Source organism: Pseudomonas sp. B16120, assembly GCF_044218845.1.
GTDB lineage: Bacteria > Pseudomonadota > Gammaproteobacteria > Pseudomonadales > Pseudomonadaceae > Aquipseudomonas > Aquipseudomonas paracarnis.
In genome coordinates, this window is sequence record NZ_CP162588.1 from 4,356,391 (window position 1) to 4,375,056 (window position 18,666).

Below are 18,666 nucleotides of genomic sequence, written 5' to 3' on the forward strand. Positions count from 1 at the left end.
ATCAGACGACCAACGCTAATAGGGGTGTTACTATGCGCCCCCCGAAGTGATTTAACTTCAACAGGCTTAAAAACGATTTGGCAGCGCACTCCAAACAGAGCCCGGTCAACCGGCCTCCCCGCAGTGAACCCTCATTGGCTCCATCCGCTATGTACGCCAGTTTCAAGTCACTTGTCGCCAGGTCCGTGTCCCCCAGCCACGCACGCCGCCTTACCCTTTCGCTATGCCTGTGCTCGTTGGTGGCGAGCCTGTGGGTCTATCTGCTGGACGCGCCACTGCCGTTGCTGATCGTGCTGCTCAACCTCGCCACGCTGATGGTGGTCGGGCTGCAACAGTGGCGTTCGCGCACAGCCATCAAGTTCGAGCCTCAGGAACTGGCCGCCCGCCTATTGCAAGTTCAGGAGAACGAACGTCACCGACTCAGCCGCGAACTGCATGACGACATCGGCCAGCTACTGACAGCCGCCAAGCTGCAAAGTGAATGGCTGCAGCGCCGCCTGCCCCAGGATCTGCAAAACCATTGTTCGGTGCTGTGCAATACGCTCAATGAAACCCTGGCCAAGGTGCGTGACGTCTGCGCCATCCTCAACCCGCGCCAACTGACCAGCCTGGGCCTGGAAGCCAGCCTGCGCGCGCACCTGCTCAAGACCCTGGAAAACACCCAGGTGTGCTGGAGCCTGGAGTGCCAGCAACGGCTCACCGGCATCCCCGAAGAAATGGCCGTGGCGGCCTTTCGCGTCACTCAGGAAGCGGTGACCAACATGCTTCGCCATGCAAAGGCTCGCAACCTGCTGGTGCGTCTGCAACGCCTGCCTGAAGGCTTGTCGTTGATAATCTGCGATGACGGCCAGGGGTTCTTGCCTGCCCCCGATCCGGGCCGGGAAGGCCAACGGGGCATGGCCGGTATGTGCGAACGAACACACCAACTGGGAGGCACCTTTTCCGTCAGCAGCGAGCCCGGCAAAGGTACACGCATCAACGCACTTTTCCCTTGGGCGCCCCGCGCTCTCGAACGGGCCAGCGCCCCTAAGGTTCTCGAGTGACCTGCAATTTACTCTTGGTAGACGACCATGCACTGATTCGCGCCGGCGTGCGCGCGCTGATTCTGGATATTCCCGGCTACAGCGTCATCGGCGAAGCCAGCGATGGCGCGCAACTACTGGAGCAATACAGTGCCTTGCAGCCAGATATCGTGCTGCTCGACCTGTCGATGAAGCACACCGGCGGGCTGGATGCCTTGCAGCAACTCAAGCGTTTTTACCCCACGTGCAAGGTGCTGATTCTGTCGATGCACACCGAGCCGGACCTGATCATGCGCGCACTGGAGTCCGGTGCCCACGGCTACCTGCTCAAGGACACCACCGCCAACGAGCTGGAACATGCCCTGCTGGCCCTGCGTAACAACGAACGCTACCTGAGCCCCGCCATCGCCCACACAGTGATCAACCAGGCGCTGATCCGTAGCCAGGCCCCCAGCGCGCCTGTCGCCCACAGCCACAGCCTGACGGCGCGGCAACTGGAAATCCTGCGCTTGATCGTGCGCGGCAAATCCACCCGCGAAATTGCCCACGGCCTGGGCCTGAGCATCAAGACTGTCGAAGCCCACCGCTCGCAGATCATGAAGCGCTTGCAGATTTTTGACGTGGCGGGCCTGGTGTTATTTGCCGTGCGTGAGCAGATCATCAGCCTGGACGACTAACGGCGAACCCAGCGGCAAGTGCACGCGCAGGGCCTTGGGCAGCACCTCGAAGTGCAGGTCGTCGCCTTCCAGCGGCTCGCCGTCGAGGTTGATGTACAAGCCTTGTGCGACCTTGATCTTCACCCAGGGCAGGCGTGCGCGCACGAACATGGTGTCCAGGCCCCAGCCGTTGTTCATCAACTCACGCAACGTGCCGACCACCTCTTGAGGCGCCGGCAAGATGCTGACATCCAATAGCCCGTCATCAGCCAATGCACCGGGGCACAGCACATGCCCGCCACCGGCCTGGCGACCGTTACCGATGCCCAGCGCGAGCAACTCGCCTTTCCAATGGAAATCCGGGCCTTCCAATTCACCGTAGGCGGCTTTCAATTCACTGAAGCGGGTTAAACCGGTAAACAGGTACGCGGCACCGCCCAGGACCTTCTTCAGGTCTTCGGACGTGTTGGCCGTGACCTGGCTGCCAAAACCACCGGTGGCCATGTTCAGGAAGATTTGCCCACCGACCTGGCCCAGGTCAATCGCCTTGGGCGGCACATCCAGCAAGGCCAGGGCGCCAGCCGGCTCCAACGGCACGCCGGCGGCCTTGGCGAAATCATTGGCGGTACCCAGGGGCATCAGCACCAGGCTGGCGTCGGTGTTGGCATGGGCCATGGCTTCGGCCACATCGCGCAAGGTGCCGTCGCCACCGCCGGCAATGATATGGGTGTACCCCTCGGCCAGCGCTTCATTGACCAGTCGCCGGGCATCACCGCCCTCCCACGTCACCCGCACGGCCAGCTCCCCACCCTGCTCACGCCGGGCCAGCACGGCAGCGCGCACATCCTCGTTGAGGGCTTGTTTGCCGTGGAGGATCAACAGGGCTTTGGGGGCGGTCATTTGGGAGAATCTCCTGGGTCAAGGTGCTTGAAGGATGTTGACCTTTGGGGAACAGGAAAAGTCTGTGGCTGGAGAAAATTGATTGAAGTACACAGATCAAGAAGTGGGAGCTGGCTTGCCTGCGATGGCGGCGGTTCAATCGACAAAGACCTCAAATCTGCCACCCAACGGTAACCACGATGCGAAGCGAGCCGCTCTTGATCTTGATCTTGCTCTGCTTTTGATCTCAGGCGCCCCGTTAAACCACGCTGGCCGAACGCAGGCTTGAATTCGTGGGTAACCCGGCAGGACGCCGGGTTAGCCGCCCCGCGCCATGGATGGCGCGTGGCGGCGGCCCACGGATTCAAGACTGTGTTCGGGCACACCGAGCCTAAGCGAGGTGCCGAGTGGTGGGGCAAGAGCGCTTTGCTTACTTTCGCGCTTTTCGAAAGTGAGCCGCCGTCAGGGCGGAACCCTAAGTGGCCGTTACCGCAGGAATGGATATGTACTCGCTATAACAGCGTCGCCTGTCAGGCCGCCTTCGCGAGCAAGCCCGCTCCCACAGTTGGATCGGGGGGTGTCAGGCAGAGAAGTGTCGGCTGATAGGCCGTCATCGCAGGCAAGCCAGCTCCCACAGTTGGATCGGGGGTGTCAGGTAGAGAGGTGTCGGCTGGTAGGCCGTCATCGCAGGCAAGCCAGCTCCCACAGTTGGATCGGGGGTGTCAGGTAGAGAGGTGTCGGCTGGTAGGCCGTCATCGCAGGCAAGCCAGCTCCCACAGTTGGATCGGGGGTGTCAGGTAGAGAGGTGTCGGCTGGTAGGCCGTCATCGCAGGCAAGCCAGCTCCCACAGTTGGATCGGGGGGTGTCAGGTAGAGAGGTGTCGGCTGGTAGGCCGTCATCGCAGGCAAGCCAGCTCCCACAGTTGATCGCTGCGGCGGCCAAGCCGCGTCGAGAATCAGCCCTTGTGCAACTTACTCATCAACTGCGCCTCGGCCTGGGTCAGCCCGCACGACTGGGTCAACTCATCCACCGTCGCGCCCATGCCGACCAGCTTGGCCGCCTGGGCAAACGACAGGTTCGACGGATCACGCTGCTCCAACTGCACCAACCTGTCCGGCAACGGCGCAAGAATCGCACGCAGTTCATGCACCTCATCCCCCACCCGCACCGCACTTTGCTGGTAATGATCAACGCGCTTGACCAGTTCCAGAATGCGCCGGTCACGCACCGCATCGCGCTCGGCCTGTTGCAAGGCCAACTCCCGCTGCTGGCGCACATAGCGCAGCACAAACGCCAAGGTCCCGGCCCACAACAGGGCCAGGACAATCACCGCTGCCTCAAGGAACAATCAGATGCTCTCCAGTTCCGACCACTCTTCTTCGCTCATCATCTTGTCCAGCTCAACCAGAATCAGCAGTTCGCCGTTCTTGTTGCACACGCCCTGGATGAACTTGGCCGACTCTTCGTTACCGACGTTCGGTGCGGTTTCCACTTCCGATTGGCGCAGGTAAACCACCTCGGCCACGCTGTCGACCAGGATGCCGACCACTTGCTTGTCGGCCTCGATGATCACGATACGGGTGTTGTCGCTGACTTCAACCGTGTCCAGGCCGAACCGCTGGCGGGTGTCGATCACCGTCACCACGTTGCCACGCAGGTTGATGATGCCCAGCACGTAACTTGGCGCGCCTGGAACCGGGGCGATCTCGGTGTAGCGCAGCACTTCCTGCACGCGCATCACGTTAATGCCGTAGGTTTCGTTGTCCAGCTTGAAGGTCACCCATTGCAGGATCGGATCATCCAAACCTTGTGCGGACGCTGACTTGTTCATTCATCTGACCCCTTCAAATGCCGCTATCGACGGCGTGTGTGCACGTAGGCCGCGCAACCGCACGGCCCTTATTGTTCAATCAACTGCGTTTGTTCTGTGGCATTGCCTTCACCGCACCGCTGGCGATCAACTCGGCCAGTTCGGCGACATCCAGCAACGCGCACATGTGTTCAATCACCGTGCCCGCCAGCCACGGCCGCTGGCCGCGGTGGCTGCGCCATTTGATTTCATTGGGGTCCAGGCGCAACGAGCGGCTGACTTGATGCACCGCCAGCCCCCACTCGTAGCCCTGCACCGAGATCACGTATTGCAGGCCCTGGCGAAAATCATCGCGGTAGCGGTCGGGCATCACCCAGCGCGCCGTATCCAGCACCTTGAGGTTGCCGGCCTGGCTGGGCAGGATGCCGAGGAACCACTCCGGCTGCCCGAACAGCGGCGTCAGCTCCTGGCCTTCCAGGGAATAGATCGAGCCCAGGCACACCAGCGGCACCGCCAGGGTCAACCCGGCGACGTCGAACAGCAGGCACTCGAACGGCTCGGCCGCCCATGAGGGGCGACCGTCGCCCGTCACCGGTGGCGGCGTGATGCTGGGCGGCAGGTGCACGTCCACCAGCGGTTCGACCACCGGGGGCGCCACCACCGCGGGGGCGCTTGGCACCACCACGGGCACCTCCACCCCCTGCGCATCCCGTGCCTGCTCTTCCATCACCGCCTGCTGGAATTCATCCAGCGGGCTTTCGGGTTCGACAGCAGGCTCAAGTACCAGAATCGGTTCTGGCAGTTCCTCGGCCGTCGCATCCTGCAGCAAGGCATCCAGGTAGGATTCCAGTGCCAGTTGCGGGCGGGTCTTGAATTCGACAGGACGGTTCATCACGCCACCTGCGCCACAAGTTGTTGCGACAGCAGGTGCTTGAGCAACGCACGGTAGGCCAGCACGCCACGGCTCTTGCCGTCGAACTGCGACGGTGTGAGCCCGGCACGGCTGGCGTCACGCAGGCGCGTGTCCACCGGGATGTAACCGTTCCAGATGGTGTCCGGGTAGGCATCGCGCAATACGCGCAAGGTGCCGAGGGACGCCTGGGTGCGACGGTCGAACAAGGTCGGCACGATGCTGAACGGCAGCGCCTGCTTGCGCGAACGGTTGATCATCGCCAGGGTGCTGACCATACGCTCCAGGCCCTTGACCGCCAGGTGCTCGGTCTGCACCGGGATCACCAATTGCTGGCTGGCCGCCAACGCGTTGACCATCAGCACGCCGAGCAACGGCGGGCTGTCAATGATCGCGTAATCGAAGTCCTGCCAAAGCTGCGCCAGGGTCTTGGCGATCACCAGGCCCAGGCCGCTCTGGCCTGGCGACTGGCGCTCCAGCGTGGCCAGGGCGGTGCTCGACGGCAGCAGGGAAATGCTTTCGTTGCTGGTGGGCAACAGCAGTTGCCCAGGCAGATCCGCCGGCACGCTGCCCTTGTGCAAAAACAGGTCATAGCAGCTATGTTCCAGCGCATCCGGGTCGTAGCCGAAATAGCTGGTCATGGAACCGTGGGGGTCCAGGTCGACCACGACCACACGCTTGCCCGCTTCGGCCAGCAAACCGGCCAAGGCGATGGAAGTGGTGGTCTTGCCGACTCCACCCTTTTGATTGGCAACTGCCCAGACTCTCATTCGGTTGGTTCCTCCCGGCGGGCACAGGCGCGACCGAGACATTGCATACGGTTATTGAGCCAGCGACGGAGAATTGACGTTACTCGGTCGGACCGGCGGTTTGACAACGGGCGGTGCAGTTTGTGTGCCAGCACGCTTCAACGCCGCATCCGGGGTGGCATTGGCGGTGCCGGTTCCGGTCAGGCTGCGACGCACATCCAGGTTGCGCGAGACCACCAGCACCACCCGGCGGTTACGGGCACGGCCTTCGACCGTGGCGTTATTGGCCACCGGCTGGAATTCACCATAGCCCACCGACGCCAGGCGCTGGGGGTTCACACCCTGCATCGCCAACATGCGCACGATGCTCGACGCGCGAGCCGAGGACAGTTCCCAGTTGGTCGGGTACTGCGCAGTGCTGATGGGGAAATTGTCGGTGAAGCCTTCCACGTGGATCGGGTTTTCAAACGGTTTGAGGATCGCCGCGACCTTGTCGATGATGGTGAACGCCTGGTCACTGGGCAATGCATCGGCACTGGCGAACAACAGGCTGGAGTTCAGCTCGATCTCCACCCACAACTCATTGCCGCGCACGGTCATCTGGTTGGAGCTGATCAGGTCGCCAAAGGCGGCACTGATATCGTCGGCGATGCTCTTGAGCGGGTCGCTGGTGCCTTGGATGCCAGCAGCGGTTTCATCACTGTCATTGACCAGGGGCTTGGCCGGGGTCACGGTCTTGGGCCGCTCTTCGCCGATAGGGATCGGCTTGAGCGACCGCTCGGCATCGTTGAACACGCCCACCAGCGCCTGGGAAATGATCTTGTACTTGCCTTCGTTGATCGACGAGATCGAGTACATCACCACAAAAAACGCGAACAGCAAGGTGATGAAGTCCGCGTAGGACACCAACCAGCGTTCGTGGTTGACGTGTTCCTCGGGCTCGCGACGGCGACGGCTCACAGGCAGTTCCTCCCCATCAATCCATGAAGCCCTGAAGCTTCAATTCGATGGAGCGCGGGTTCTCGCCCTCGGCAATCGACAGGATGCCTTCGAGCAACATTTCGCGATAACGCGACTGGCGCATGGCAATCGACTTGAGCTTGCTGGCCACCGGCAGCAACACCAGGTTGGCACTGGCCACGCCGTAGATGGTCGCGACAAACGCCACGGCAATGCCGCTGCCCAGTTGCGAAGGGTCGGCCAGGTTGCCCATCACGTGGATCAGGCCCATCACCGCGCCGATGATGCCAATGGTCGGCGCGTAGCCGCCCATGCTTTCAAAGACTTTGGCCGCGTTGATGTCACGGCTTTCCTGAGTGTAGAAGTCCACTTCGAGGATGCTGCGGATCGCTTCCGGTTCGGCGCCATCGACCAACAGTTGCAGGCCTTTGCGCGCGTAGCTGTCAGGCTCGGCATCGGCCACGCCTTCCAGGCCCAGCAGGCCTTCCTTGCGGGCGGTGAGGCTCCAATTGACCACGCGGTCGATGCCGCCTGCCAGGTCGACCCGTGGCGGAAAAATGATCCACACCAGAATCTGCATGGCACGCTTGAATGAGCTCAGGGGCGACTGCAACAACGCCGCGCCCACGGTGCCACCGATCACGATCAGCGCTGCCGGGCCGTTGGCCAAGGCGCCGAGGTGGCCGCCTTCCAGGTAGTTGCCACCAATAATGGCGACAAACGCCATGGTGATGCCGATCAGGCTCAACACATCCATCAGAGGCAGGCCTCCACCAGGTGCTTGCCGATGTCGTCCAGGCTGTAGACCGCATCGGCCAGGTCAGCCTTGACGATGGCCATGGGCATGCCATAGATCACGCAACTGGCTTCATCCTGGGCCCAGATGGCGCTGCCGCCCTGCTTGAGCAGGCGCGCACCTTCACGGCCATCGGCGCCCATGCCGGTGAGCACCACCGCCAGAACTTTGTCGCCATAGGACTTGGCCGCCGAACCGAAGGTGATGTCCACACACGGCTTGTAGTTCAGGCGCTCATCGCCCGGCAGGATTTTGATCGCGCCACGCCCGTCCACCATCATCTGCTTGCCGCCCGGCGCCAGCAGTGCCAGGCCAGGACGCAGAATGTCGCCATCCTCGGCTTCCTTCACGGTGATACGGCACAACTTGTCCAAGCGCTCGGCGAACGCCTTGGTGAATGCCGCCGGCATGTGCTGCACCAGCACAATCGGCGCAGGGAAGTTGGCCGGCAGTTGGGTCAATACTCGCTGCAAGGCCACCGGGCCGCCGGTGGAGGTGCCGATGGCGACCAGCTTGTAAGCCTTGCGCTTGGGTGCCGGCGAATGCGCACTCGGCGCTGCGGCGGCACGTACCGGCGCGACCGCAGGCCGGGCCACGGGCGCCGGGGCCGGGCGCGCAAACGACGAACTGGGCGCCGCTGCGGCGGGCGCAGGCGTAGGGGCTGGCGCAGGTGTGCTGAACAGGCTGCGACGGTTACTGCGGGAAATGCTGTGCACCTTCTCGCACAGCATCTGCTTGACCTTGTCGGGGTTGCGCGAGATGTCTTCGAAATTCTTCGGCAAAAAGTCCACCGCGCCGGCATCCAAAGCGTCGAGGGTCACCCGCGCGCCTTCGTGAGTCAGCGAGGAAAACATCAATACCGGTGTAGGGCAGCGTTGCATGATGTGGCGCACGGCCGTGATGCCATCCATCATCGGCATCTCGTAGTCCATGGTGATCACGTCCGGCTTCAAGGCAATGGCTTGATCGATCGCCTCTTTGCCGTTGGTGGCCGTGCCGACCACCTGGATCGTTGGATCAGCGGAAAGAATTTCCGAGACGCGGCGGCGGAAGAAACCCGAATCGTCCACCACCAGGACCTTGACTGCCATAAACACTCCGTTAGGCGGGGCGGGCATGACCGCCCTGCCCCACCAGAATCAAATACGCCGTGCGGCGTAACGCTTGAGCATGCTCGGAACATCGAGAATCAGTGCGATGCGACCGTCACCGGTAATGGTTGCGCCCGACATGCCTGGGGTTCCCTGCAGCATCTTGCCCAAAGGCTTGATCACCACTTCTTCCTGGCCCACCAGTTGGTCGACCACAAAGCCGATGCGCTGGGTACCCACGGACAGAATCACCACATGGCCTTCGCGTTGTTCTTCATGGGCGGCCGAGGCCACCAGCCAACGCTTGAGGTAGAACAGCGGCAACGCCTTGTCACGCACGATCACCACTTCCTGGCCGTCCACCACGTTAGTGCGCGACAGGTCGAGGTGGAAGATCTCGTTGACGTTGACCAGCGGGAAGGCGAACGCCTGGTTGCCCAGCATCACCATCAGGGTCGGCATGATCGCCAGGGTCAACGGCACCTTGATGACGATCTTGGAGCCCTGGCCCTTGGTCGAGTAGATATTGATCGAGCCGTTGAGCTGGCTTATCTTGGTCTTCACCACGTCCATGCCCACGCCACGCCCGGACACGTCGGAGATCTCGGTTTTGGTCGAAAACCCCGGGGCAAAGATCAGGTTGTAGCACTCGGTGTCGGTCAGGCGGTCGGCGGCGTCCTTGTCCATCACGCCGCGCTTGACCGCGATATTGCGCAAGATGGTCGGGTCCATGCCTTTGCCGTCATCGGTGATCGACAGCAGGATGTGGTCGCCCTCTTGCTCCGCCGCCAAAATCACTTTGCCGTTGCGGGACTTGCCCGCAGCTTCGCGTTCTTCCGGCGTCTCTACGCCGTGGTCGACCGCGTTGCGCACCAAGTGGACCAGCGGGTCGGCCAGGGCCTCGACGAGGTTTTTGTCGAGGTCGGTTTCTTCGCCCACCAGTTCCAGGTTGATTTCTTTCTTGAGCTGGCGCGCCAGGTCACGAACCAGGCGCGGGAAACGGCCGAAGACTTTCTTGATCGGCTGCATCCGCGTTTTCATCACCGCGGTTTGCAGGTCGGCGGTGACCACGTCGAGGTTCGACACGGCCTTCTGCATGGCTTCGTCGCCGCTGTTCAGGCCCAGGCGCACCAGGCGGTTACGCACCAGCACCAGTTCGCCCACCATGTTCATGATGTCGTCCAGGCGCGCGGTATCCACACGCACGGTGGTTTCGGCTTCGCTGGCAGGTTTTTCCGCTGCCGCTGGGGCCGCTGCACGCGCAGGGGCCGGGGCGGCGGCAGGTGCTGGCTTGGCTGCCGGCGCAGGTTTGGCAGCAACCGGTGCCGCAGTGGCTGGTGCTGCAACCTGCGCGGCCGCGGCCGGGGCCACTTCGCTGAACTTGCCTTTGCCGTGCAGCTCGTCGAGCAAGGCTTCGAATTCGTGATCCGAGATCAACCCGTCACCGGCCGGTGCGGTACTGGCCGCTGGCGCAGCGGCGGCGGCAGTCGCTGCAACCTCGGGCAGGGCTTCGGCCACAAAGGTGCCTTTGCCATGCAGTTGGTCGAGCAGTGCCTCGAATTCGTCGTCGGTAATGTCAGTGCTGGTGTTGGCAGCGGGTGCTTCTGGCGTCGCCGCAGGAGGTGCCACGGCATCCGCCGCGAACTGGCCTTTGCCGTGCAACTGGTCGAGCAACGACTCGAACTCGGCGTCCGTAATGTCTTCACTGCTCGGCGTCGCGGCAGGCTGCACCGGCACTTCAGCTTCGGCCTTGACCGCGCTGAGGGAGTTGAGCAGTTGTTCGAACTCGCTGTCGGTCACGTCCGGCTCGGCTTGCGCCACCGGCTCCGGTGCGGCCTCGACCACCGGCGCAGCCGCGGTATCGGCAGGTTCGGCCAGGCGCGCCAGGGCGGCCAGCAGTTCCGGCGTGGCGGCAGTGATCGGTGCACGTTCACGCACTTGGCTGAACATGCCGTTGACCGCATCCAGTGCTTCGAGAATCACGTCCATCAGTTCCGAGTCGACGTGACGCTCACCCTTGCGCAGGATGTCGAAAACGTTCTCGGCGATGTGACAGCACTCCACCAGCTCATGGAGCTGGAGGAAGCCGGCGCCCCCTTTTACAGTGTGAAAACCGCGAAAAATTGCATTGAGCAGGTTCGCATCATCCGGTCGGCTTTCCAGCTCGACCAGTTGTTCGGACAGTTGCTCTAGAATTTCGCCGGCCTCTACAAGGAAATCCTGAAGGATTTCTTCATCGGCGCCGAAGCTCATGTGGGTGCTCCTTAGAAGCCTAAACTGGATAACAGGTCATCTACGTCATCCTGACCTGACACAACGTCTTCACGTTTATCGGCATGAATCTGCGGACCTTCACCCTTGGCGAGATGTTTTTGTGGATCTTTTTCAGAGAGGATCGCTTCACGGTCATGTTCGATGCCGGCAAAACGATCGACCTGGCCGGCCATCAGCACCAATTTGAGCAAGTTGCTTTCCACTTCGGTAACCAACTGGGTCACGCGCTTGATCACCTGGCCGGTGAGGTCCTGGTAATCCTGGGCCAGCAGGATGTCGTTGAGGTTGCTGGCCACCGTGCGGTTTTCCTGTTCGCTGCGCGACAGGAACCCGTCGACGCGACGCGCCAGTTCACGAAACTCTTCAGCGCCCACTTCGCGGCGCATGAAGCGGCCCCAGTCCTGGCTCAAGGCCTGGGCTTCGGTGGCCATGCCGTTGACCAGGGGCGTGGCGTTTTCCACCAGGTCCATGGTGCGGTTGGCCGCCGCCTCAGTCAGCCTGACCACATAGGACAGGCGCTCGGTGGCGTCGGTAATCTGGGAAATTTCTTCGGCCTGGGGCATGCGCGGGTCAATCTGGAAATTGACGATTGCGCTGTGCAGCTCGCGTGTGAGCTTGCCCACTTCCTGGTACAGGCCGCGGTCACGGGTCTGGTTAAGCTCATGGATCAACTGCACCGCATCGGCGAACTGGCCTTTTTCCAGGCTGTCGACCAACTGGTGAGCATGTTTTTTCAGGGTCGACTCAAAGTCGCCCTGTGACGTTTCGTTATGCTCCATAGCTCCCCCGCGATGGCATTAGCCGTGGATGCGTTCGAAGATTTTCTCGATCTTCTCTTTCAAGGCCAGTGCCGTGAATGGTTTGACCACATAACCGTTGACCCCGGCTTGGGCGGCTTCGATGATCTGTTCGCGCTTGGCTTCGGCGGTCACCATCAGCACAGGCAAGCTGCGCAGTTTTTCATCGGCGCGCACATGGCGCAGCAGGTCGATACCGGTCATGCCCGGCATGTTCCAGTCGGTTACCAGAAAGTCGATGCTCCCGCTGTTGAGGATCGGAATGGCCGTCAGGCCGTCATCCGCCTCGACCGTGTTGGTGAACCCAAGGTCACGCAACAGGTTTTTAATGATCCGCCGCATCGTTGAGAAGTCATCAACGATGAGGATTTTCATGTTCTTGTCCAATTCGACCTCCAAGCAGTCTTAAACGCGCCCAGCACCTGGACGCGCCATTTCAATCAACAGGCGTTACACAAAAAGGACTGCCCAGGGCACCACGGCACACAGCCGCGAAACCTTGCGATCTCACGGCAGCGTCTGCAGTGCCCCCACACTGCCTGTCAGCGCGCGCGCCACTCGGCCAATCGCCCCCGCAAGCGGGCTGCGCACTGGCTATGCAACTGGCTGACACGCGATTCGCTGACCCCCAGGACCTCACCGATTTCCTTGAGGTTCAGCTCTTCGTCGTAGTACAGCGCCAGCACCAGCCGCTCACGCTCCGGCAAGTTGGCGATTGCATCGGCCAACGCGCCCTGGAAACGTTCATCTTCCAGGTCGCGTGACGGCTCCGTATGCGCGCTCGCGCCGTCCTCGTGCAGCCCTTCGTGTTCGCCGTCCTGTAAAAGGTCGTCAAAACTGAACAGGCGGCTGCCCAAGGTATCGTTCAAAATCCCGTAATAATCGTCGAGACTCAATTGGAGTTCGGCCGCAACTTCATGATCTTTAGCGTCACGACCGGTTTTTGCTTCAATTGCTCGAATTGCATCACTGACCATGCGCGTATTGCGGTGTACCGAACGCGGCGCCCAATCGCCTTTACGCACCTCGTCGAGCATCGCGCCACGGATACGGATACCCGCATACGTTTCGAAACTGGCACCCTTGCTGGCGTCGTATTTGGTCGAGACTTCAAGCAAGCCGATCATGCCGGCCTGGATCAAGTCTTCAACCTGCACACTCGCGGGCAGGCGCGCCAACAGGTGATAGGCAATGCGCTTGACCAACGGCGCATAGCGCTCGATCAATTCGCCCTGGCTGTCACGTGCCGACTTTTTGTAAAGGTTGTAGCCGCTGGATGTCATAGCACCGGTCCTGCGCTCGTCTGATGCACCAAACGCTCGACGAAAAACTCCAGATGCCCCCGCGGGTTGGCGGGCAACGGCCAGGTATCGACCTTCTGGGCAATGGCCTTGAACGCCAGTGCGCATTTCGAACGAGGGAACGCTTCGTAGACCGCACGCTGCTTTTGCACGGCCTTGCGCACACACTCGTCATAGGGAACTGCGCCGACGTATTGTAAAGCCACATCGAGGAAGCGGTCCGTGACCTTGGTCAACTTGGCGAACAGGTTGCGCCCTTCCTGCGGGCTCTGGGCCATGTTGGCCAGCACGCGGAAGCGATTCATGCCGTAGTCACGGTTAAGCAGTTTGATCAGCGCGTAGGCATCGGTGATCGAGGTGGGCTCGTCGCACACCACCAACAGCACTTCCTGCGCTGCGCGCACAAAGCTGACCACCGACTCGCCGATCCCGGCGGCGGTGTCGATCACCAGCACGTCGAGGTTGTCGCCGATGTCGCTGAACGCCTGGATCAGCCCGGCATGCTGCGCGGGGCTCAGGTGCACCATGCTCTGGGTGCCCGAGGCCGCCGGCACGATGCGAATGCCACCAGGGCCCTGGAGCAGCACATCGCGCAGCTCGCAGCGGCCCTCGATCACATCGGCCAGGGTATGTTTGGGTGTCAGCCCCAGGAGAACGTCCACGTTCGCCAAGCCCAGGTCAGCATCCAGCAGCATGACGCGACGGCCAAGCTCTGCCAGGGCCAGGGACAAATTCACTGACACGTTAGTTTTCCCGACGCCACCTTTGCCGCCGGTCACCGCGATCACCTGTACGGGATGCATGCTGCCCATTTTATTTCTTTACCTTGTCTTGCTTAGACGCAGGCTACATGGCTTGGCCGCGTGAATCGCTTGCAGACCATCGATGTAGGTACATTTCACGGTGTTCATCCTGCCTCAACCCACCCGTTTAGCCGGGTGGTGGTAAAGGTCGGCGAACATATCGGCCATCGCTTCCTCGCTAGGCTCGTCTTGCATTTGCACACTCACGGCACGGCTGACCAACTGATGACGGCGCGGCAGATGCAGATCATCCGGGATCCGCGGCCCGTCGGTGAGGTAGGCAACCGGTAATTCATGGCTGATGGCCAGGCTCAATACCTCGCCCAGGCTCGCGGTTTCGTCGAGTTTGGTGAGGATGCAGCCGGCCAGGCCGCAACGCTTGTAGCTGTGATAGGCAGCGGTAAGAACCTGTTTCTGGCTGGTGGTTGCAAGCACCAGGTAATTTTTCGACTTGATGCCACGCCCGGCCAGGCTTTCGAGCTGCATGCGCAGCGCTGGATCACTGGCTTGCAGGCCGGCGGTATCGATCAGCACCACGCGCTTGCGCAGCAACGGCTCGAGGGCATTGGCCAGGGACTGGCCCGGGTCGACATGGGTCACCGGCACGTTGAGAATGCGGCCCAGGGTCTTGAGCTGCTCCTGGGCGCCGATGCGGTAGCTGTCCATGCTCACCAACGCGATATTCTGTGCGCCGTACTTAAGCACATAACGGGCGGCCAGCTTGGCCAGGGTGGTGGTCTTGCCCATGCCGGCGGGGCCGACCATGGCGATCACACCGCCCTCTTCCAGGGGTTCGATTTCCGGCGTGGCGATCATGCGCGCCAGATGCGCCAGCAACATGCGCCAGGCCTGACGAGGTTCTTCGACTTCGGCGGTCAAGGCCAGCAGGTCGCGGGACAACGGGCCGGACAAGCCGATGCGTTGCAAGCGGCGCCAAAGGTTGGCTTGCTGGGGCTTGCTGCCTTGCAACTGAGTCCAGGCCAACGAGCCCAGCTGCACTTCGAGCAATTCGCGCAGGCCATTGAGTTCAAAGCGCATCGAGTCGATCACACGCTGGTCAACTGCGGCGGCCGGGGCAGGCGCTGCAGGACGCGGCGGTTCGACAAAGGTGGGCTCAACCAGCGGCTCGGCGGCGGTCAGCGGCAGGCCGGCGAATAATTGGCGATTGGTGCTGGCATCGCTGTCACCGCGCATGCTCAGTTCAGCCTGGGCCGACACAATGCGCGAGGCGGTCTTGCGCAGCTCGTCTTCGAGTTCCATGTTCGGCACGCGCGGGGCCAGCGCCTGGGGCGTGTAATCCAGGGCAGCCGTCAGCTCGACACCGCCAGCAATCCGACGGTTACCGATAATCGCGGCATCGGCGCCCAGCTCATCGCGGACCAACTTCATGGCCTGACGCATATCGGCGGCGAAAAAACGCTTAACTTGCATAACCCACTACCTCAGCCATTGGGCCCAACTGTCGCGACGATAGTCACTTGCTTATTGTCAGGAATTTCCTGGTAAGCCAACACGTGCAAATTCGGTACAGCCAGGCGTCCAAACCGCGACAACATTGCGCGAACCGGGCCGGCCACCAGCAGGATCACCGGGTTGCCCTGCATTTCCTGGCGCTGTGCGGCGTCGATCAACGAACGCTGCAGCTTTTCAGCCATGCTTGGCTCCAGTAAAACGCCCTCTTCCTGGCCTTGCCCTGCCTTCTGAATACTATTGAGCAATATTTGTTCCAACCTGGGTTCCAAGGTGATCACAGGCAGCTCGGACTCAGTCCCTACAATGCTTTGCACGATTGCGCGGGACACGCCGACACGCACCGCCGCCACCAGAGCGGCAGTATCTTGACTCTTGGCGGCATTGTTGGCGATGGCCTCGGCAATGCTGCGAATGTCGCGCACAGGCACCTGTTCGGCCAACAGCGCTTGCAACACCTTGAGCAACTGCGACAACGACAGCACGCCAGGCACCAGCTCTTCGGCCAGTCTTGGCGACGATTTGGCCAGCAAGCCCATCAATTGCTGGACTTCCTCGTGGCCGATCAGCTCGTGGGAGTGCTTGTAGAGAATCTGGTTGAGGTGCGTGGCGACCACGGTGCTGGCATCCACCACGGTGTAACCCAGGGACTGCGCCTGGCTGCGCTGGCTGACTTCGATCCACACCGCTTCCAGGCCGAAAGCCGGATCTTTGGCGGTGATGCCGTTGAGCGTACCGAACACTTGGCCGGGGTTGATCGCCAGTTCGCGGTCCGGGTAGATCTCGGCTTCGGCCAGGATCACCCCCATCAGGGTCAGGCGATAGGCGCTGGGGGCCAGGTCGAGGTTGTCACGGATATGCACAGTGGGCATCAGGAAGCCCAAGTCCTGCGACAGCTTCTTGCGCACGCCCTTGATTCGCGCCAGCAGTTGCCCACCCTGGTTGCGGTCGACCAGCGGGATCAGGCGGTAGCCGACTTCCAGGCCGATCATGTCGATGGGCGTGACGTCGTCCCAGCCCAGTTCCTTGGTTTCCTGGGCACGGGCCGGGGATGGCAGCAGATCCTGTTGACGGGCAATCTCCTGCTCGGCCTGGACCTTGACCTGGTTCTGCTTCTTCCAGAACAGGTACGCCGCGCCACCCGCCAGGGCCGCCATGCTCAGGAACGAGAAGTGCGGCATGCCCGGCACGATACCCATGATCGCCATAATGCCCGCCGCCACGGCCAGGGCCTTGGGCGAAGCGAACATCTGCCGGCTGATCTGCTTGCCCATGTCTTCGGAGCCCGAAGCACGGGTAACCATGATGGCCGCCGCTGTGGATAACAACAGTGATGGCAATTGCGCCACTAAACCGTCACCAATGGTCAGCAAGGCGTACACCTTGCCGGCATCGCCGAAGGTCATGCCGTGCTGGAAGATACCGACCGCCATGCCGCCGATCAGGTTGATAAACAGAATCAACAGGCCAGCGATGGCGTCACCGCGCACAAATTTGCTGGCGCCGTCCATGGAGCCGTAGAACTCGGCTTCCTGAGCAACTTCGGCCCGGCGCGACTTGGCTTGGTTCTGGTCGATCAAGCCGGCGTTGAGGTCGGCGTCGATGGCCATCTGCTTGCCGGGCATGGCGTCGAGGGTAAACCGCGCGCTCACCTCGGAAATCCGCCCGGCGCCCTTGGTCACCACCACAAAGTTGATGATCATCAGGATCGCGAACACCACGATACCGACCACGTAGTTACCGCCGATCACCACCTCACCGAAGGCCTGGATCACCTTACCGGCAGCGGCATGGCCGTCCTGGCCGTGGAGCATCACCACCCGCGTGGAGGCGACGTTCAATGCCAGACGTAGCAGGGTCGCCACCAGCAGAATCGTCGGGAACACCGCGAAATCCAGCGGCCGCAAGGCGTACACGCACACCAGCAAGACCACGACAGACAGGGCAATGTTGAAGGTAAAGAACACGTCGAGCAGAAAGGGCGGCATCGGCAACATCATCATTGCCAGCATCACCAGCAACAACAACGGCACACCCAGATTGCCCCGCGACAGGTCAGTCAGGGTGCCACGGGCCGTGTTGAGCATTTGAGAGCGATCTACCACCGGTATTCCTCGGGTCCTTGAAGCAAAGTTTTGACGCTGGAGGGCGACTTGGAGGCGGGGTTGCAAGAAGCCTTCCAACTTTGGTTTTGGGATGATTCTCGAGTGCTAGCCGATTCAAGTGTGGGAGCTGGCTTGCCTGCGATTGCGGTGTGTCAGCCACTGAGATATTGGCTGTAAATCAGCTATCGCAGGCCAGCCAGCTCCCACATTTGGATTTGTGTGCACCTTGGATATCGAGGAAATTTCCGATAAGGATTTGGGGTTGCCCCTAGGAAACTCGCTCTCTAGTCTCCGTACACCGCTGCAAACGCAGCGGACGGGCGTCGCGGCCCGGATTACCTAGGAGCAAAAGCACCCTCTCCCTTTCTAAAAGGAGCTTCACAGTGATCAAACACGCCTCAAATTCCCCCACCCGGCTGTTTACCGTAGCCGACGGCATCAGCAGCGAAGACCTGCTGGTCAACCTCAGTGAAACACTTGCTTCGGCCAATGCGCTGAGCTGCGACTTGGCCTTTGACCTGGAAGGTTCGAAACGAGAGGAATTGCTCGGCGTTGCGCAGTTGATCGAACTCGCGCAGTTACTGGCTGATCGCCTGCACGTTGGCGCCACAATGGCGGGCAAAGCAAGCAGCGGATAATACGGGCAAGGGTGGGAGCTGGCTTGCCTGCGATTGCGGTGTGTCAGCCACTGGGATATTGGCTGTGAGTCAGCCATCGCAGGCAAGCCAGCTCCCACCTGTGATTCAGTTTTTAAACTGGCCGTATATTGTAAGCCTGTGGGCCTTTTGGACCTTGTGTGATGTCAAACTCTACTTTTTGATTCTCCTCCAGGCTTTTGTACCCAGCCGTCGCAATTGCCGAGTAATGGGCAAACACATCGGGCCCTTCATCATCTTGGGTAATAAAACCAAATCCCTTCTCCGCGTTAAACCACTTCACCGTGCCAGTTGCCATTGCCATTCTCCCTACACTTCACTTGAGACCCGGTTCACCTGGGTTGCACCGTTTGATAGGCAACGCATAAATACCCTCGGGTCGATGGA

At 61.3% G+C, this 18,666-nt stretch carries 19 protein-coding genes; 3 read left to right on the top strand and 16 right to left on the bottom strand.

Going from position 1 to position 18,666, the window contains the following annotated elements:
* The first annotated feature begins 149 nt into the window (after positions 1-149).
* The gene (locus AB4P90_RS20285; RefSeq protein WP_060767608.1) at positions 150-1,043 is read left to right on the top strand and encodes a sensor histidine kinase; all 894 of its coding nucleotides are present in this window, start codon (positions 150-152) and stop codon (positions 1,041-1,043) included.
* Positions 1,040-1,699, top strand: a complete 660-nt coding sequence (locus tag AB4P90_RS20290) for a response regulator transcription factor (protein ID WP_014719328.1) — start codon at positions 1,040-1,042, stop codon at positions 1,697-1,699. Before AB4P90_RS20285 ends, AB4P90_RS20290 begins: the two co-directional genes overlap by 4 nt.
* On the opposite strand, the gene yegS is transcribed toward AB4P90_RS20290, so the two are convergent.
* The 15 genes from yegS to flhA all read right to left on the bottom strand — a co-directional run bounded on the left by yegS (position 1,658) and on the right by flhA (position 17,605).
* The gene (yegS, locus tag AB4P90_RS20295; protein ID WP_019818546.1) at positions 1,658-2,578 is read right to left on the bottom strand and encodes a lipid kinase YegS; all 921 of its coding nucleotides are present in this window, start codon (positions 2,576-2,578) and stop codon (positions 1,658-1,660) included. The two genes, AB4P90_RS20290 and yegS, sit on opposite strands and share 42 nt — an antisense overlap.
* A gap of 934 nt (positions 2,579-3,512) precedes the next feature.
* Complete coding sequence (locus tag AB4P90_RS20300; RefSeq protein WP_014719330.1) at positions 3,513-3,905, bottom strand: DUF2802 domain-containing protein; 393 nt, start codon at positions 3,903-3,905, stop codon at positions 3,513-3,515.
* Positions 3,906-4,388, bottom strand: coding sequence for a chemotaxis protein CheW (locus AB4P90_RS20305; RefSeq protein ID WP_003192896.1), 483 nt, complete (start codon positions 4,386-4,388; stop codon positions 3,906-3,908).
* A 79-nt stretch (positions 4,389-4,467) separates the two neighbouring features.
* The gene (locus tag AB4P90_RS20310; RefSeq protein ID WP_014719331.1) at positions 4,468-5,259 is read right to left on the bottom strand and encodes a CheW domain-containing protein; all 792 of its coding nucleotides are present in this window, start codon (positions 5,257-5,259) and stop codon (positions 4,468-4,470) included.
* Positions 5,259-6,047 carry a ParA family protein gene (locus tag AB4P90_RS20315; protein WP_014719332.1) on the bottom strand — a complete coding sequence of 263 codons (789 nt, stop codon included), beginning with the start codon at positions 6,045-6,047 and terminating at the stop codon, positions 5,259-5,261. Before AB4P90_RS20315 ends, AB4P90_RS20310 begins: the two co-directional genes overlap by 1 nt.
* Before the next feature lie 51 nt (positions 6,048-6,098).
* Positions 6,099-6,986 carry a flagellar motor protein MotD gene (gene motD / locus AB4P90_RS20320; RefSeq protein ID WP_014719333.1) on the bottom strand — a complete coding sequence of 296 codons (888 nt, stop codon included), beginning with the start codon at positions 6,984-6,986 and terminating at the stop codon, positions 6,099-6,101.
* Between the two features lie 16 nt (positions 6,987-7,002).
* Entirely contained in the window at positions 7,003-7,743 is a 741-nt protein-coding gene (locus tag AB4P90_RS20325; protein ID WP_003192902.1) for a flagellar motor protein, read from the bottom strand.
* Entirely contained in the window at positions 7,743-8,873 is a 1,131-nt protein-coding gene (locus AB4P90_RS20330) for a chemotaxis response regulator protein-glutamate methylesterase (RefSeq protein ID WP_003192904.1), read from the bottom strand. The genes AB4P90_RS20325 and AB4P90_RS20330 overlap by 1 nt, the downstream gene beginning before the upstream one ends.
* A 48-nt stretch (positions 8,874-8,921) precedes the next feature.
* Positions 8,922-11,126: a chemotaxis protein CheA gene (locus AB4P90_RS20335; protein ID WP_014719334.1), complete on the bottom strand. Its 2,205-nt coding sequence runs from the start codon at positions 11,124-11,126 to the stop codon at positions 8,922-8,924.
* A gap of 11 nt (positions 11,127-11,137) precedes the next feature.
* Positions 11,138-11,926, bottom strand: coding sequence for a protein phosphatase CheZ (locus tag AB4P90_RS20340; RefSeq protein WP_003192906.1), 789 nt, complete (start codon positions 11,924-11,926; stop codon positions 11,138-11,140).
* Positions 11,927-11,944: 18 nt separating this feature from the next.
* A complete protein-coding gene (locus AB4P90_RS20345; protein ID WP_003192908.1) occupies positions 11,945-12,319 on the bottom strand; it encodes a chemotaxis response regulator CheY in 375 nt (124 codons plus the stop codon).
* 167 nt (positions 12,320-12,486) lie between these two features.
* Positions 12,487-13,227, bottom strand: a complete 741-nt coding sequence (gene fliA / locus AB4P90_RS20350; protein WP_003192909.1) for an RNA polymerase sigma factor FliA — start codon at positions 13,225-13,227, stop codon at positions 12,487-12,489.
* Positions 13,224-14,057, bottom strand: coding sequence for a flagellar synthesis regulator FleN (fleN, locus tag AB4P90_RS20355; protein ID WP_003192912.1), 834 nt, complete (start codon positions 14,055-14,057; stop codon positions 13,224-13,226). The genes fliA and fleN overlap by 4 nt, the downstream gene beginning before the upstream one ends.
* Positions 14,058-14,162: 105 nt before the next feature.
* Positions 14,163-15,479, bottom strand: a complete 1,317-nt coding sequence (gene flhF / locus AB4P90_RS20360; protein WP_019818351.1) for a flagellar biosynthesis protein FlhF — start codon at positions 15,477-15,479, stop codon at positions 14,163-14,165.
* An 11-nt stretch (positions 15,480-15,490) separates the two neighbouring features.
* A complete protein-coding gene (gene flhA / locus AB4P90_RS20365; protein WP_058410283.1) occupies positions 15,491-17,605 on the bottom strand; it encodes a flagellar biosynthesis protein FlhA in 2,115 nt (704 codons plus the stop codon).
* A gap of 401 nt (positions 17,606-18,006) precedes the next feature.
* Here flhA and AB4P90_RS20370 point away from each other — a divergent pair, with 401 nt between their 5' ends.
* Positions 18,007-18,261: a DUF6124 family protein gene (locus AB4P90_RS20370; RefSeq protein ID WP_020302703.1), complete on the top strand. Its 255-nt coding sequence runs from the start codon at positions 18,007-18,009 to the stop codon at positions 18,259-18,261.
* A gap of 112 nt (positions 18,262-18,373) precedes the next feature.
* Here AB4P90_RS20370 and AB4P90_RS20375 read toward each other — a convergent pair whose 3' ends face one another.
* Complete coding sequence (locus tag AB4P90_RS20375) at positions 18,374-18,577, bottom strand: cold-shock protein (RefSeq protein WP_020302702.1); 204 nt, start codon at positions 18,575-18,577, stop codon at positions 18,374-18,376.
* Between the last annotated feature and the right edge of the window lie 89 nt (positions 18,578-18,666).

Coding starts and splice junctions, on each gene's coding strand:
- AB4P90_RS20285 (WP_060767608.1), top strand. CDS start 150: ATGTACGCCAGTTTCAAGTCACTTGTCGCCAGGTCCGTGTCCCCCAGC.
- yegS (WP_019818546.1), bottom strand. CDS start 2,578: ATGACCGCCCCCAAAGCCCTGTTGATCCTCCACGGCAAACAAGCCCTC.
- AB4P90_RS20305 (WP_003192896.1), bottom strand. CDS start 4,388: ATGAACAAGTCAGCGTCCGCACAAGGTTTGGATGATCCGATCCTGCAA.
- AB4P90_RS20310 (WP_014719331.1), bottom strand. CDS start 5,259: ATGAACCGTCCTGTCGAATTCAAGACCCGCCCGCAACTGGCACTGGAA.
- AB4P90_RS20315 (WP_014719332.1), bottom strand. CDS start 6,047: ATGAGAGTCTGGGCAGTTGCCAATCAAAAGGGTGGAGTCGGCAAGACC.
- AB4P90_RS20325 (WP_003192902.1), bottom strand. CDS start 7,743: ATGGATGTGTTGAGCCTGATCGGCATCACCATGGCGTTTGTCGCCATT.
- AB4P90_RS20330 (WP_003192904.1), bottom strand. CDS start 8,873: ATGGCAGTCAAGGTCCTGGTGGTGGACGATTCGGGTTTCTTCCGCCGC.
- AB4P90_RS20335 (WP_014719334.1), bottom strand. CDS start 11,126: ATGAGCTTCGGCGCCGATGAAGAAATCCTTCAGGATTTCCTTGTAGAG.
- AB4P90_RS20340 (WP_003192906.1), bottom strand. CDS start 11,926: ATGGAGCATAACGAAACGTCACAGGGCGACTTTGAGTCGACCCTGAAA.
- AB4P90_RS20345 (WP_003192908.1), bottom strand. CDS start 12,319: ATGAAAATCCTCATCGTTGATGACTTCTCAACGATGCGGCGGATCATT.
- fliA (WP_003192909.1), bottom strand. CDS start 13,227: ATGACATCCAGCGGCTACAACCTTTACAAAAAGTCGGCACGTGACAGC.
- fleN (WP_003192912.1), bottom strand. CDS start 14,057: ATGGGCAGCATGCATCCCGTACAGGTGATCGCGGTGACCGGCGGCAAA.
- flhF (WP_019818351.1), bottom strand. CDS start 15,479: ATGCAAGTTAAGCGTTTTTTCGCCGCCGATATGCGTCAGGCCATGAAG.
- flhA (WP_058410283.1), bottom strand. CDS start 17,605: ATGCTCAACACGGCCCGTGGCACCCTGACTGACCTGTCGCGGGGCAAT.
- AB4P90_RS20375 (WP_020302702.1), bottom strand. CDS start 18,577: ATGGCAACTGGCACGGTGAAGTGGTTTAACGCGGAGAAGGGATTTGGT.